This is a genomic window from Lactobacillus colini, from assembly GCF_017874575.1.
GTDB classification, from domain to species: Bacteria; Bacillota; Bacilli; order Lactobacillales; family Lactobacillaceae; genus Lactobacillus; species Lactobacillus colini.
The window spans coordinates 48,578-63,546 of record NZ_JAGGLU010000001.1 but is presented as its reverse complement, the minus strand read 5'-3'; the positions used below and the strand labels follow the sequence as shown (position 1 = coordinate 63,546).

The following is a 14,969-nucleotide window of genomic DNA, read 5'->3' as shown; positions in this document are numbered from 1 at the left end:
AACTACTAATTATAAGCTTTTAAACTTTTACTTACTAGTTTTAGAATTTTCCTTTCTTCTTTTTTAATCAAAAAACTAGTAAAATCTAACTAGGTAGACCTAGATAAAGGAGAATTGATTCAAAATGAAATACAATCAATATGGTTATATTAAAACAGATTTCGATAAACAAGTTAAGGAATTAGAAGAAATTAACTTCTTACCTACGGATTGGCAAGAAGTTACCTTTTCTGAATTATTGGCAACTTTAGTAGAAAACTCCCTTGCCGAGGCTAAGAATTATGAAGCAAAAAAAGCTAAACTAGCAGAATTCGCAGTAAGCGATAAACAAACCTTGGCTAGCTTTATAGCTCAAAATCCTGAAAAAATACGTAGGGATGCTTTCTACAACGTAGCCTTACAATTATTAGGTTATCATGTGGGATACGATTATGATTTAAAAGCCCCTACTGACCGTATGAATCGTAATGGATTACCTTATGCCGATCACGACATAGTTGATAAAAGTGATTTAATAACTGCCTTTTATCGCTTGCTTAATACTCGTGCTAAGAACGGTCAAACTTTAATTGATAATTTAGCCGGGCGTGGCTACTTTACCCAATTTTATGGTAATAACAAGCACATGTTCTTTAATGGTAAATCGCTCCCAGTTTTTGATATGAGCAAGGTAATTCGCGAAGTAGTCTACGTTGAAAGCGACTTAGACACTGATGAAGACGGTCAAGCTGACTTGCTTCAAGTAACAGTATTTAGACCATATCAATCAAATAACTTCCCTATTCCTGCTCTATATACCGCTGATCCATACTTTGGCGGGATCATTGATAATGCCCAACGTAACCACAATGTTGATGTAAACTTAGAAGATGCAACTAATAGTACTTATCCTAAGTATGAAGCAATGCCTAAGGTTAAGGCAGCCAAGCCATCTAGCGAAGATATTGCTGCAAGCGAAGAAGCGGTGCATAAGGCAGCATATTCTCTAAATGAATATTTACTTGCTAGAGGGTTCGCTAACGTTTATGCTGGTGCAATTGGCACCCGCGGTAGTGATGGTTTGAGAATTACAGGTGCACCAGAAGAAACCGAATCTGCTAAAGAAATTATCGAATGGCTACATGGCGACCGCATTGCCTATACTGACAGAACTCGCCAGCATGAAACCAAGGCCTCTTGGTGCAATGGCAATATCGGTATGACTGGGCGCTCTTATCTTGGCACATTACAAATAGCAATTGCTACAACCGGTGTAGCTGGCTTAAAGACTGTCGTTTCAGAAGCTGCTATCTCCTCTTGGTATGACTACTATCGTGAACATGGATTAGTTATTGCTCCAGAAGCATGCCAAGGTGAGGATCTAGATATGTTAGCCGAAACCTGTCAATCCAACTTATGGGATGCTGGTGATTACGTAAAGGTTAAGGCTAAATTCGACGCCATGCAAAAACGCCTGCTCAAAAAATCTGACCGTGAAACTGGTCAATATTCCGACTTCTGGGAAGCACGCAATTATCGTCACCATACTAATGGCATTAAATGCTCGTGGATATCTGTTCACGGCTTAAATGATTGGAATGTAAAACCTAAAAATGTTTATAAACTTTGGCAAAAAGTTGCTAAACTTCCAATTGCTCACAAGCTCTTCCTCCATCAAGGACCTCACTACAATATGAACAACCTACTCTCAATCGACTTCTCAGACCTTATGAATTTATGGTTCTGCCACGAATTACTTAATGTTGATAATAATGCCTATAAGCAATGGGATGATGTCATGATTCAAGATAACCTCTACCCTGACACTTGGCACCAAGAACCTACTTGGAATAACTCACTTGGTCAAGAAGTTACTTACTACCCTGATAAAGAAGGCTCTCTCTTAAAGAGTGGCGGTGCAGATAACAGTAAAGTTTCATTCATCGACCAAGGTGGTAAGGTATTCAAAGAGGCTAAGATTTCTGAAAGCAGCTGGCAATACCAGTTTATTTCCGGTGAAGAAAAATGGCTCAACCAACAGCTCCGCTTTGAAACAGATGAATTTATTCATCCAATTACCATCGTAGGTCGCCCTAAGGTAAAGTTACGTGTAAGTACTAGCCTTCCTAAAGGTCAAATCTCTGTAGCTCTAGTTGAAGTTGGCAAGAGAAAGCGTCTAACCCCTATTCCTAAGTCTTTCAATGACCAAATTCAAGAACTAGGTTACCGCTTTGGTACTGAAGTTATGAAAGAATTTGTTAACGATATAGAAACCAATGCCAAGTTAATTACAAAAGGACATATGAATGTCCAAAACTACGCTGACATGAAGCATGCAAAAGAAATTAAGCCAGGTGAATTCTATAATCTAGAGTTTGAATTACAGCCTACATTCTACCGAGTACCTGCTAGCTCTCACCTGACCTTAATTGTTTACTCAACTGACCAAGGTATGACTAAGCGTCCATTAGAAGATGAAACTTATACTATTGATCTTAGTCAATCAGAGATTAAGTATAGCCAAATGTAAAATTTATAATAAATTAAGCACATAAATAAAAATAGATCAAGAATGCAATGATCCTCAAAAGTTAGACACTTTTAGATCTCAGTACAAAGTTCTTGATCTATTTTTGTTCTCAATAATTACTTTACTATCTTCAAGTTAACAACAAAACTAATCATACCATTTTTCCAATGGACTCCAATCTTACCTTGAAAGGCTTCAACTATATCTCTAGCCATCGCTAAGCCAATCCCAAAACCCGACTTATTAGAACTATGCGACTCATCTTGACGGTAGAAGCGGTCAAAGAAGTGCTGATAATCCTTTCCCTTACCATCAACATAAGTATTATTAACTCTCAAGATAGCATGCTTACCCAATCGTCCTCGAGTTAACGATACGCTAACTTGTCCACCTTTATCGCAGTACTTACAAGCATTATCAAATAAGATATTAACTACTTCCTTTAGTGAATGCTCCTCTCCTTTTACAAAAATATTCGAACTAACTTTTACATCATAGTGGAGTCCGTTTTTTTGCATAATGGATTTGAAGTCTTGCCCATCCTGCTTCACAATCTCAGAAAAGTTAACCTTGCCTACAACAACTTCACCCGTTTCACCAGTTCGGGCCATAGCAATCAGGCGGTTAATTAATTCTGTTAGCCTTTCAGTCTGCTCTTTAGTACTCTGTAGCCATTCAGAGTCATTGCCTAGCATCTCTTCCATCTCCGTATTAGCAGAAATAATAGCTAATGGCGTCTTTAATTCGTGTCCAGCATTAGTAATAAATTCACGTTGCTTATTGTAAGTTACAACGATCGGCTTGATCGCTCTCCTCGATACACCAATTAATATCAAAGCAAAGATAATTAAAGCTACAATTGATAAGGCAACCGAAATTCTTAATAATAACCAAAATCTTGTAAATATCAATGATTCATTTAAGAAAACAATGATATTATCTCCAAGCTTAGTTTTACTCTTACGATAGCGGTAGCGGTTTTGACCAATGACGACATTTCCTTCTACCTTATTTAGTTTAAGGATATTTTTACTAACCTGTTTAACTTGCTTGCTAGTCACTTGATAAACATTAGCATCATTTAAAATTTGAATTTTTTGTTTAGAATTAACTTTTACAGAAAAATAACGATACTGATATACAGCCTCAGGGTTATATCTTCCCGCCAAAAACGTACGATTAATTGCGTCATCCTGATTGCCAAAGGCTGGTTGAGCATTACGTGGGGTTAAATGACCATCATTCTTTATTAAAGCTGTCATCACCCGGCTAACTTCACTTTGAGATTGATTATAATTAATAAACAATAATGTCCCCATAGTGACAACCATTACAATAAACAGCGAAGCCAGTGAAATATAGATAAATTTCCAGCGAAACCTTTGAATCATCTTCTCACCTACCTATCTATGATAGTGAAGCTACCACCCTTTTCACCGATAATTTGCACCTTGCTTTGAATAGATTCTAGCTTACTCCTCAAATATGAAATATAGATCCAAACAATATCTGAGTTTACATTATCTTCATTCTTCCACACATGGTTAAAAATATCTTCAGTAGACAAACTTTTATCCTTGTTAAGCATTAAATAATTCATTAATTGCGTTTCTTTATTATTTAAGCGGATAGAATTATGACTAATTAATTCCTGTTCTTCGGTATTTAAACTCAAGTCACCAAATTCCAATTCTGTCGGGGTAAAGTCATCTTCACGTCGCTCTTTAGAACGCAATCTTGCAAGCAATTCTTTTAAAGAAAAGGGCTTAGTTAAATAATCATCTGCTCCGCTATCTAGCCCTGTGACACGATCATCAACTTCAGCTTTAGCAGTTAGCATTAATATATATGTCTTATCACCACTAGCTCGGATCTTCTTCAGAGCAGTAATTCCATCCATTACTGGCATCATAATGTCTAAAATAATTATATCGTAAGAATTCTTACCTGCTAGTTCAACAGCTTCCTTACCGTTATACACCGCATCTACATCATAGTTCACATGAGTCATTGCTGCGACTAAAACTTTAGATAATTGTGGTTCATCTTCAGCTATTAAGATCTTCATACTAGTCCTCTTCTCTAATTAACTTGCGAATCGTCTGCATACTAACATCACAAGATGCCAATTCATCAGCTACTCTTTTTAATTCATTGCCCATCATTTCAGGATTCTTAATTTGGTGTTTATATTTCATTTCGTGTTCTAAACTTGCCCACGTATCCATTGCAATTGTTCGCAGTTGGACTTCAATATAGTACTTGCCAGGATTATTGCCCTCAATATCTTGATAAGGAAATGTTTCTTCCAAGATCAAATGATATGATCGATAGCCATTAGGCTTAGCATTGGTAATATAATCTTTTTTGGTAATAATTTTTGTACTAGTCCAACTATCAATCAAGTCAATCCAAGTATAAATATCATCAATAAAATTGCATACTACTCGAATTCCAATACTATCACGATTCTTCTTAAGTGCTGAATATGGACTAAGTGGCAAGTTCTTGCGTTGACACTTCTCAGTCATACTATCTTCTGTCTTCACCCGCCCAATTAAATGCTCATACAGTCGATCACCTGTTTGGTCTTGATAAAGCTGATTCACTTCTTTAAAGCGATTTAATACCTGATCTAAAATATTCTCTAATGTTGGGCGATAGCCACCATATATATCCATATATTAATCACTCCTTTATTTTATGATAGCAAAAAATATTGTTAGCAGAATAATTAACCACTAAACAATTTATTTTTTAAATATTTGTTTAACGAAAAAAGATAGTTTCTTAATTTTTTTAACACTGTTAGTTCAAGATTTGACGCTATATAACATGCCTATCTAGACCGATCCACAATATCAAAAAACTAAATTATGCAGTTTTAATGCTATAATAATAATTGTAAACTAAGTAAGCGTTTTCAATAGAAAGTCGTGACAAACATGGAAAATAGAAATTCGGCTTATGTTTTATGGTTTGACCAATTACATCGCAAGGATGTAGATATTGTTGGCGGTAAGTCATCTTCACTTGGAGAATTAACTTCAGAAACTGATGTCCCAGTACCATTTGGCTTTGCAACAACGGCTGCTGGATACCGTCATTTTATTAACTATTCTAACCTAAATCCCAAAATTGATGCCTTATTAGATTCGCTGAAAGATCCTGAAAATTCTGAGGAACTTCATAAAGTTTGCTCACAAATTAGAAAGCTCATTCTTGATGCACCAATGCCAGATGACTTAAGAGATGAGATTAGTAATGCATATGATTCACTGGCTCAAAGAATGAATCAAAACGAGCCGTTTGTAGCTGTTAGATCAAGTGCTACGGCTGAAGATTTACCAAATGCAAGCTTTGCTGGTGAGCAAGATACTTACTTAAATGTTCATGGTAGAAACAATGTTGTCCGTAAGGTACAAGAATGTTATGCTTCATTATTCACCGATCGTGCAACTTACTATCGTATTAAACAAAACTTCCCACAAGAAAAAGTCGCCCTATCTGCCGCAATTCAGATGATGGCCTTTTCAAAAGCAGCAGGTGTTATGTTCACAGTTAATGTAGCTACCGGTGATGATACTAAGATCATGATTGAAGGGGCTTGGGGCCTGGGTGAATACGTTGTTTCTGGTACTGTAACGCCTGATAACTTCGTTGTCGACAAGCAATCTATGAAAATCGTCGACAAAAATATTACTAAAAAGGAAATTGAACTTGTTCGCCTGCCTTCAGGTGGTACTGAGCAACACAAGGTGCCAGAAGATCGAATTAATAAACCTGTCTTAACTGATGAACAAATTATCGAACTAGCTGGCTATGCTAAGCAAATTGAAAAGCATTATGGATGCTATATGGATACTGAATGGTCTTTGGACCAAGATAACAAGTTATGGATCGTTCAAGCTCGTCCAGAAACTGTATGGTCACAACGCAAAAAAGAAACAGATGAGCAAACAACAAAAGCAGAAGTTTTAACCACTGAAAAAAAGGTTATTCTAAAGGGTCTACCTGCTTCACCTGGTATTGCTACAGGTAAAGTTCATATTATTGACGATCCTAAAGATATTAATGAATTCAAGGAAGGTGAAATCTTAGTAACTCTTATGACCTCACCTGACTGGGTTCCAGCTATGAAGAAGGCAGCTGCTATCATTACTAATAACGGTGGTATGACATGTCATGCAGCTATCGTATCTAGAGAAATGCAGATTCCATGTTTAGTGGGTACCACAAGTCGTGGCAATGCTGCAACTAAGATTCTTCAGAATGGTCAATCAATTACCATTGATGCTAAAAATGGTATAGTCTACGAAGGTGTAGTTGAAGATGTAGTTAAGCCTAAACAGACAGCAGTCACTCAAGTCGCTCCAGCAACTGAGTACTTCGCACCTACTGCAACTAGAGTTATGATGAACTTAGGTGATCCTGACCTAGCTGAAAAATACGCCGACTTACCAGCAGACGGAATTGGTCTTATGAGGGAAGAATTCCTATGGACTACTTATATTCACCAGCATCCTCTCTACTTAATCGAAACTGGTCACCCAGAACGCGTAGTGAATGAACTCGCTAACGGTATTAGTAAAGTTGCCCGTGCGATGGCTCCAAGACCAGTTGTCTTAAGATTCTCAGACTTCAAGTCAGGTGAATACCGCAATCTTAAAGGTGGCGAAAAGTACGAGCCACATGAACCAGCTGACTTATTAGGTTGGCGTGGAGCTTCTCGTTACTATGATCCTAAATATATTAATGCCTTCAAGTTAGAACTCGAAGCTGTTAAGAAAGTTCGCAACGAATTTGGCTTAAAGAACCTGAACGTCATGATTCCATTCTGTAGAACTGTTGACGAAGCTAGAAAAGTTACTGAAATCATGCGTGACCAAGGGCTTGAAAGAAGTGCTGACTTCAAAGTTTACATGATGGCCGAAATCCCAGCTAACATTATCTTAGCCGATCAATTCAACCAATTTATTGATGGTTACTCCATTGGCTCCAATGACTTAACTATGCTTTTACTTGGTTGCGATAGAAACAATGAGGTCATTTCTAACTTATTTGATGAGCGCAATTTAGCAGTTAAGCGTGCTATTCGCCACCTCATTAAGGTAGCCCACAAGGATGGCAAGACAGTTTCAATCTGTGGCCAAGCTCCTTCAGAATACCCTGAGTTCACTGAATTTTTGGTAAGAAGTGGCATTGATTATGTATCAGTAAATCCTGATATGGTTAAGCTTACCAAGCGTAATGTCGCTCACTTTGAACAGCGAATCTTACTTGACAAGGCAACTGGATTAGGTAAAGCTGATACTGAGGACTATGAATGGTAATTAATTTGATTAAATTACTGATATTACTTGACTTAAGATAGAAAAAGGCAGAACAAGATTTTGAAATTTCTTGTTCTGCCTTTTAGGTTAGTTAGACTGAAGCTTTACCTCAATATCAATGCATTTCTTTAGAGTTTGGTAAACGGTTGATACATGTAGAATATGACTTAGATAATCTTCTCTTTGCTTTTCATCCATCTCTGAATCAAAAGAAATCTCCGTTTCAATCTTAGTTACGCTTGACTGATGACCTACTTTTTTAGTAATTGCCTTACTGTGAACCTTAAAGTTAGTCACACCCAGCTTGTGAACTTGGTTAATCATTCCCGCTGAGATTGTAATGCAACTATTCAAGGCCCCAGTTAAATATTGCACTGGATTAGGACCTTGGGCTTCACTAAACTTAACTTCCTCATCAGCTAAAAAGTTAAAACTGCCAGTATTATTATTGGCTTTCCAAGGATCTTCTAGATTTGTGTCCACTATATATTCACTCATTTGACTTTCCTTTCATTATAATAGTCCATGTTCAACTAAAAAATTATGTGCTACTTTAGCTGGCTTGTCATGTTTAACATTTACTAAATAATTCATCTCTTGCATCTGCTGAGTAGTAATTTTACCAGCTAACTTGTTCAATGCTCTAACAACCTTAGGATTACGCTGGGCAAAGCTAGACTTCATCAAGGCTGAGCCTTGATATGGTGGGAAGAAGTGCTTATCGTCCTCTAGCATCACTAGATGATATTTTTTAATTTCAGCATCTGTCGTATAACCATCAACTACATTAGCATCCCCATTAGCAATTGCTCGATAACGAATACTTGATTCAGTTGTCTTAATATTTTTAAAGTTCAACTTGTACGCCTGCTTCAACCCAGGATAACCATCCTTAAGATTATTAAAATCTGGATCAAATGCTGCTTTAACTTGCTTATTTACCCGTTTCAAGTCACTCATCTTACTTAAATGATATTTATTGGCAAACTTCTTAGTCGTAGCCAATGCATAACCATTTTGATATTGCATAGGTTGCAAGTAGGTCATCTTATATTGATTCTTTAAGCCATTTTTAGCTTCAAGATAAACTTGTTTAGGATCAGAGCCAGTCTTTTGATTAGTCTTGACTAAAGTCTGTAAGACCGTCCCAGTGAATTCTGGATAAATATCAATCTTATCACTCTCTAAAGCCCTAAATAAGAAGGTCGTACCACCAAAGTTAGGCTTTAAAACCACCTTGGTATCCGGGTCATTCTTTTCGATTAATTCTTTATACATGTTAATCAGAATATCTGGTTCGGACCCCATCTTGCCAGCAATTATAATTTCTTGTGGTTCAGCCTTTTCGGCTACTTGCGGCTGCATAGCATGGTATGCACTGCTAGCACCCCATATTAATAAGCAAATGGCAATTATTCCTAATCCAATCTTGGTTCTAGTTTTATTTTTAGAAATAAAATTCAAAAACCAACTGAAAAATAAGGCCAAAACTGCTGATAAGATTGCCCCTAACAAGACCTCGGTATTGTTATTAGAATTAATACCTACATAAATATAAGTACCTAATCCACCACCTCCGATTAGGGCTGCTAAGGTGGCTGTTCCAATAATCATTACCAGGGCAATCCTAATTCCAGATAGAATCATCGGCATGGCCAGAGGTAGTTCTAAGCGCTGAAACTTCTTCCATTTAGATAATCCAAAGGCATCGGCAGCCTCTTGCAAATTTTCAGGGATATTTACTAAGCCTGAATAGGTATTTTGAAAGATAGGCATAATAGCATAGAGTACTAACGCTATAATCGCTGGTACAGTCCCAATGCCTACAAAGGGCAACAACAATCCTAAAATTGCTAGACTAGGAATTGTTTGAACTATTCCTGCTAATTGTAAAGTAAACCCTGCCAACTTTTTATGATTTTTCAAAATAAAAGCTAACGGAACCGCTATCGCCATTGCAATAAATAATGATATTAATGAGATCTTAATATGCACGAGAGTAGTCGATAAGATCTGATCATGCTCGGTCAAAATTATATTCCACAGTGATTTAATCATTATCTACCACCCTCTTCAATAAGAAATTCCATACTCTCTTAGGTTCGATCAAGAACACACCAAACTCCGTTTCTGCAATAAACAGTGAATCTGGATGATTAGAACAATCCTTTACTAGGTCTCTAATGCTGTATACATGATACCTAGGTAGAGTCTCTGTCTTAGGATAAAAGCGCGGATCTACTCCCAGCTCACCTTTAAGTAAGCTCTCTAAATCTAGGGACGCTTGCATCTTATTACCAGCAAAGAACTTCTTCACGAATTCTGTCGCTGGATGTTGCAAGATCTCACGTGGCTTACCTACTTGTTCAAGCTGACCTGCGTGAATTACACCAATCCTATCCCCCATACGAATAGCCTCTTGCATATCATGAGTTACAAATAAGATGGTCTTACCCATCTTGTGATGCAGATTTAAGACTAAGTCTTGCAATTGCTTCCTCATTACCGGATCAAGTGCATAGAATGGTTCATCCATTAAGACTACTGGCGGATCCGCTGCTAGTGCTCTAATAATTCCTACCCGCTGTTGCTCTCCACCTGATAGCTCATTAGGCATTCTATCTAGATATAAGTCAGGATCCATTCCTACAGCTCTAAGAAGTTGCTTTTGGCGATCAATTCGTTTAGACTTGCTGACTTTCTTCTGCTCTAAGGCAATAGTTATATTCTCACCAACCGTCAAGTTAGGGAATAAACTCGCTGACTGCAAGACATATCCAATTTCTTGCCTTAGGTCTTTAATTTTATAATCTTTAATATTTTTTTCGTTATAAAAAATATCCCCACTTGTAGACTCAACTAGCCTGTTAAACATCTTTAACAGTGTAGTCTTACCACCGCCACTTGGTCCAACTAGCACAAAAATTTCATTATCATTAATTTGGAAGGAGATATTTTTTAGGATAATGTTGTCACCATACTTCTTGGTAATATTCTGATAACTAATCATATTATTCTCCTATCGACATAGTCCCTTATATTTTCTCACTAGATGGTATAAATCACCAAGAAATTACGATAATTTTATGCTATTTTTAGTAATAAATTGCTAAATAAAAAGAGATACATTGACGATCTTATAATCGTATTTGTATCTCTGTTTACTTAGAACTAATCCTGATCTTTATCAAGATATTCTTGTAAAACTCGCAAAACGCCATTTTCAGTATTACGAGGGGCAATAAAACGAGCATGATTCTTAACTTCGGCCATACCATTCTCCATTGCATATGAATACTTGGCAAAATCTAGCATCGGAATATCATTGCCACCATCACCGAAGGCAATCAGGTCATCGCCCGTTAACCCAAACTTAGTAAGCATCTCCTTAAGACCATTTCCCTTACTTACACCATAAGCATTAACATCAATTGCTCTATCAGCAGAACCAAATACAGAGATCAGCTTACCATGCTTGCGATTAAAGTCGCGCTCAATCTGTGAAGCAAATTTTCGATCATAGTGAAATGTTAATTCAATAAATTGAGCATCTGGTAACTTATCCCAGCCCTTGACTTCAGTAGAATTACCAGCAAAATATCTTAAAAAGTCCTTATCTCTTCTTGGTGCATCGGCACCAACATAAGCCATATTAGGCCCAAATAAAATCGTTGCAATCTTGCCATACTTAGCATGAACTTCTTCAATTAATTGCAAGATAGTTTCACGCTTCATGGTAGTTATGCCAATTTCCTTATCATCAGACATTAGGCGTGAACCATTTGCGGTAACGAAATCCATCCGATCAACAAATTCAATAAAGTCATCCCTTAAGCGAGCATAAGGACGCCCAGAGGCGACGATAAAGTGAACATTACGCTCTTCAAGCTGTGTTAATACCTTGTCAAATAGCTTCTTATCGTAAGTTCTCTCACCATTTAAAAAAGTTCCATCCATATCAACAGCTACCGCCTTAAAAGGTAAAGTCATTATCACATCTCCTATCTCTAAGTAGTTACTCAATTAGTATAACAATAAAAAAATAAAGATGCAGTCATATTAGCTACATCTTTATAGTCTCTATTCACTTAGCGCCTTATTCTTATGCTCTCGATACGCATAGTAAATCCAAGCAACAATTCCAAAGGCTACAGGCCCAATTGCAGTCCAGAATGAAGTTGCATAATCATGACTAAACAAAGGCTCAATACAAGTAAAGACAATTCCAATCGCAACTACTAGCCAGACAACTATCGTCATGATCCAGACCAGCTTCATATTATTGATAAATACAAATGGACGATCTAGGTCTTTTTTCATCTTGAAGAATGGGAAAGCACCAATTAAAAATAAGTACGGTGCTGAAGATGATACATTCATCATATCCATCAAGATAGTATAGAATTGACCTGCTGCATTACCACCAAATGAAATGAATAAGATAATCACACTTACAATGATAGCTTGCAACCACATTGCATATTCGGGCATATTGTGCTTATTAAGCTTAGTTAACTTCTTAGGCATTAACTTGGGGTCACAGCCTTCAATAAATGACTTAATTGGTGAATATACCATTAAGATAGCCGCAGAAACTCCAGCTAAAACATCAGCAATTCCTGCAAAATGTGAAAAAACCGTTCCTAAAGCTAAAGAAGCTGAAGATGATAAACCTAAAGCATGGCCAGTTACTACACCTAAGTTGTTAATTAATACATATTCAACATTAGCTAAGTCAACGCTCTTACCAGATAAGCTATGATTCCAGTTAACTGCAACCCCACACATCAAAATATTCAAGACATAGAGTGCAGTCATCAAAATCATTGAAATAATCAATCCCTTAGGGAAGGTCTTTTCTGGCTTGTCAACTGAATCAATCACCCCAGCTGAAGTTTCCAAACCGCCATAGGCAAATAATGCATAAACAATGAATGATACGATTGCGATTGGAGATTGGAAAGCAGGATTAGGTGAGTGAGTCAAATTAGTAGCAGTAATTGGTTCAGCAAGCTGGCCATGATTTAAGAAAAACACCAAAGCTGAAATTACCATAAAGCCAATGGCGATTGCCAAAGTGAAGAAACCACCAATATTACTTACAGCCTTAATCTTGTCAACACCCTTGGCTGCACAAAACGTAACTACAACTAAGAAAATGACCTCCAAGATACCTAACAGCTGCGTTGAATTAAGACTAGCTAAATGCCAACTCTGAGTAGTATCATGTCCCCAAATAGCAGTCGATAATGATACTAAGAAAAATTGCGTCGATGATACTAACCAAACAACCCAAGCAGCTAACCAAATAAAAGTTCCAATGAAGGCTGTCCTCTCACTAACAGAACCACGCAACCATGAGAAGATTCCACCCTTAGCTCCTTTAAAAGAAGCACCATACTCGGCAAACATCAAAGCTGATGGTACGAAGAAGAAAATTGCCGTCAAAACATACCAAATGATACTCGAATATCCCATCTGGTAAAAGGCTGTCAGCGAATTACTGAAGCCAAAAATGGCTGAAAAAATCATCAAAACTAACGAGCCTAGTTTAATTTTGACGCTGTTACTATCTTTCATAAAAAATAAAAAACACTCCTTTTATTTAACAACATTTCTATTATCCTACTTTTAGGATGATTTTTTAACCCAGTTTAAAAAATAACTTCAATAACATAAAAAATGATGATTACTCAAGGCAATCACCATTTAGTCTAATTATTCATTATCTTTAGTAGTTCATGTACTTGTTTCTTTCCCATTCAGAAACACTTTGAGTATATTGTGACCATTCTAATTCTTTAGAATCAATAAAGCTTTGAGTTAAGTGTTCACCGAGGGCTCTTTGAATCAGTTCATCTTGCTTAAAGGCCTTGATAGCATTGTGAAGAGTTGATGGGAGTGGCTTAATTCCTTTCTCAGCTCTCTCTTCTTCGCTCATTTCAAAGACATTAGACGTTACTGGGTCCATTGGCATCTTGCCTTCCTTAATACCTTGCAAGCCAGCAGTAAGGCAAGCGGCTAATAATAAATATGGGTTAGCTGTTGGGTCTGCTGAGCGCATTTCAAGACGGGTACCAACTTCATTAGCTGCAGGAATACGAACTAATGGTGAGCGGTTCTTAGAAGCCCAAGAAATGTACACTGGTGCTTCGAAGCCTGGAATCAAGCGCTTGTATGAGTTAACAGTCGGGTTACCAATTGCAGTAATTGCGCGGGCATGTTCTAAGATACCATTTAAGAATGTTAAGGCAGTCTTAGATAAGTGGAATTCGCCATCCTTGTCGTAGAACGCATTCTTGCCATCCTTAAATAGTGACATATTAGTATGCATCCCGTTACCGGCTTGTCCTTCAATTGGCTTAGCCATAAATGTTGCAAACAATCCATGCTTTCTAGCAACTTCACGAACGACCATCTTAAAGGTTTGAACACGGTCAGCAGTAGTTAAGGCATCATCGAACTTAAAGTCAATTTCTTGTTGGCCGTCACCTACTTCATGGTGAGCAGCTTCAACCTCAAAGCCCATGTCTTCCAGTGTTTCAACGATTTCACGACGGCATCTTGCCCCTTCATCATCAGAAGTCATGTCAAAGTATGAAGCTTGATCTGGGAACTCGGTAGTCCAATTGCCATCTTCACCTAACTTGAACAAGTGGAACTCAGCTTCAAAGCCAATATCAAATTCACTAAATCCAAGTTCTTTCATTTCACCAATAACACGCTTTAAATTATTTCTTGGATCACCTGCAAATGGCTCACCATTAGTCTTGTGCACAGAGCAAATTAAGCGACCGACCTTTCCACCACGATTATCAGTCCAAGGAAGTACTGACCAGGTAGAGAAGTCTGGGTATAATACCATGTCACTCTCTTCCAAACGCACAAAACCATCAATTGAAGAACCATCAAAACGGATATCGTTAGTTAATACCTTGTCCAATTGGCTCTTAGGAACTTCAACGGCTTTTAAAGTACCGTTAATATCAGTAAAAGCCAAACGTAAAAAACGAACATCGTTATCTTCAACGCTCTTCTTAATATCTTCTGCAGTAATTTCTTTACTCATTGTACACACCTATTCTAAAGGATCTTTCACCAGTTTTACAAAAATTGGTATAGTCCTA

11 protein-coding genes are annotated in these 14,969 nt (G+C 37.3%); 2 read left to right on the top strand and 9 right to left on the bottom strand.

Features of this window, described 5'->3' with window-relative positions:
• Window positions 1-124 precede the first annotated feature (124 nt).
• On the top strand, window positions 125-2,509 hold the full coding sequence (locus J2Z60_RS00300; RefSeq protein ID WP_209685198.1) for a Xaa-Pro dipeptidyl-peptidase: 2,385 nt from the start codon (window positions 125-127) through the stop codon (window positions 2,507-2,509).
• Between the two features lie 116 nt (window positions 2,510-2,625).
• Here the strand turns inward: J2Z60_RS00300 and J2Z60_RS00295 are convergent, their stop codons facing one another.
• Genes J2Z60_RS00295 through J2Z60_RS00285 form a run of 3 tightly spaced genes read right to left on the bottom strand, consistent with a single transcriptional unit; the run spans window position 2,626 to window position 5,190 of the window.
• The gene (locus J2Z60_RS00295; RefSeq protein WP_209685196.1) at window positions 2,626-3,900 is read right to left on the bottom strand and encodes a sensor histidine kinase; all 1,275 of its coding nucleotides are present in this window, start codon (window positions 3,898-3,900) and stop codon (window positions 2,626-2,628) included.
• A gap of 8 nt (window positions 3,901-3,908) precedes the next feature.
• Entirely contained in the window at window positions 3,909-4,577 is a 669-nt protein-coding gene (locus J2Z60_RS00290) for a response regulator transcription factor (protein WP_209685194.1), read from the bottom strand.
• A gap of 1 nt (window position 4,578) precedes the next feature.
• Window positions 4,579-5,190 carry a GTP pyrophosphokinase gene (locus J2Z60_RS00285; RefSeq protein ID WP_209685192.1) on the bottom strand — a complete coding sequence of 204 codons (612 nt, stop codon included), beginning with the start codon at window positions 5,188-5,190 and terminating at the stop codon, window positions 4,579-4,581.
• A gap of 264 nt (window positions 5,191-5,454) precedes the next feature.
• On the opposite strand from J2Z60_RS00285, the gene ppsA reads away from it, so the two are divergent.
• Window positions 5,455-7,842: a phosphoenolpyruvate synthase gene (ppsA, locus tag J2Z60_RS00280; protein WP_209685189.1), complete on the top strand. Its 2,388-nt coding sequence runs from the start codon at window positions 5,455-5,457 to the stop codon at window positions 7,840-7,842.
• Window positions 7,843-7,929: 87 nt separating this feature from the next.
• On the opposite strand, the gene J2Z60_RS00275 is transcribed toward ppsA, so the two are convergent.
• From J2Z60_RS00275 to glnA, 6 genes are all read right to left on the bottom strand, one after another.
• A complete protein-coding gene (locus J2Z60_RS00275; RefSeq protein WP_209685186.1) occupies window positions 7,930-8,340 on the bottom strand; it encodes an OsmC family protein in 411 nt (136 codons plus the stop codon).
• Window positions 8,341-8,355: 15 nt separating this feature from the next.
• On the bottom strand, window positions 8,356-9,900 hold the full coding sequence (locus tag J2Z60_RS00270) for an ABC transporter permease/substrate-binding protein (RefSeq protein ID WP_209685183.1): 1,545 nt from the start codon (window positions 9,898-9,900) through the stop codon (window positions 8,356-8,358).
• Window positions 9,893-10,852: an ATP-binding cassette domain-containing protein gene (locus J2Z60_RS00265; protein WP_209685180.1), complete on the bottom strand. Its 960-nt coding sequence runs from the start codon at window positions 10,850-10,852 to the stop codon at window positions 9,893-9,895. Before J2Z60_RS00265 ends, J2Z60_RS00270 begins: the two co-directional genes overlap by 8 nt.
• 161 nt (window positions 10,853-11,013) lie before the next feature.
• On the bottom strand, window positions 11,014-11,832 hold the full coding sequence (locus J2Z60_RS00260) for a Cof-type HAD-IIB family hydrolase (RefSeq protein WP_209685178.1): 819 nt from the start codon (window positions 11,830-11,832) through the stop codon (window positions 11,014-11,016).
• A 90-nt stretch (window positions 11,833-11,922) separates the two neighbouring features.
• A complete protein-coding gene (yjeM, locus tag J2Z60_RS00255; protein ID WP_209685175.1) occupies window positions 11,923-13,422 on the bottom strand; it encodes a glutamate/gamma-aminobutyrate family transporter YjeM in 1,500 nt (499 codons plus the stop codon).
• A 151-nt stretch (window positions 13,423-13,573) separates the two neighbouring features.
• Window positions 13,574-14,911, bottom strand: coding sequence for a type I glutamate--ammonia ligase (glnA, locus tag J2Z60_RS00250; protein ID WP_209685172.1), 1,338 nt, complete (start codon window positions 14,909-14,911; stop codon window positions 13,574-13,576).
• Between the last annotated feature and the right edge of the window lie 58 nt (window positions 14,912-14,969).

What these genes read in the sequence shown, in the direction of transcription:
- J2Z60_RS00300 (WP_209685198.1), top strand. Translation starts at nt 125, where the DNA reads ATGAAATACAATCAATATGGTTATATTAAAACAGATTTCGATAAACAA.
- J2Z60_RS00295 (WP_209685196.1), bottom strand. Translation starts at nt 3,900, where the DNA reads ATGATTCAAAGGTTTCGCTGGAAATTTATCTATATTTCACTGGCTTCG.
- J2Z60_RS00290 (WP_209685194.1), bottom strand. Translation starts at nt 4,577, where the DNA reads ATGAAGATCTTAATAGCTGAAGATGAACCACAATTATCTAAAGTTTTA.
- J2Z60_RS00285 (WP_209685192.1), bottom strand. Translation starts at nt 5,190, where the DNA reads ATGGATATATATGGTGGCTATCGCCCAACATTAGAGAATATTTTAGAT.
- ppsA (WP_209685189.1), top strand. Translation starts at nt 5,455, where the DNA reads ATGGAAAATAGAAATTCGGCTTATGTTTTATGGTTTGACCAATTACAT.
- J2Z60_RS00275 (WP_209685186.1), bottom strand. Translation starts at nt 8,340, where the DNA reads ATGAGTGAATATATAGTGGACACAAATCTAGAAGATCCTTGGAAAGCC.
- J2Z60_RS00270 (WP_209685183.1), bottom strand. Translation starts at nt 9,900, where the DNA reads ATGATTAAATCACTGTGGAATATAATTTTGACCGAGCATGATCAGATC.
- J2Z60_RS00265 (WP_209685180.1), bottom strand. Translation starts at nt 10,852, where the DNA reads ATGATTAGTTATCAGAATATTACCAAGAAGTATGGTGACAACATTATC.
- J2Z60_RS00260 (WP_209685178.1), bottom strand. Translation starts at nt 11,832, where the DNA reads ATGACTTTACCTTTTAAGGCGGTAGCTGTTGATATGGATGGAACTTTT.
- yjeM (WP_209685175.1), bottom strand. Translation starts at nt 13,422, where the DNA reads ATGAAAGATAGTAACAGCGTCAAAATTAAACTAGGCTCGTTAGTTTTG.
- glnA (WP_209685172.1), bottom strand. Translation starts at nt 14,911, where the DNA reads ATGAGTAAAGAAATTACTGCAGAAGATATTAAGAAGAGCGTTGAAGAT.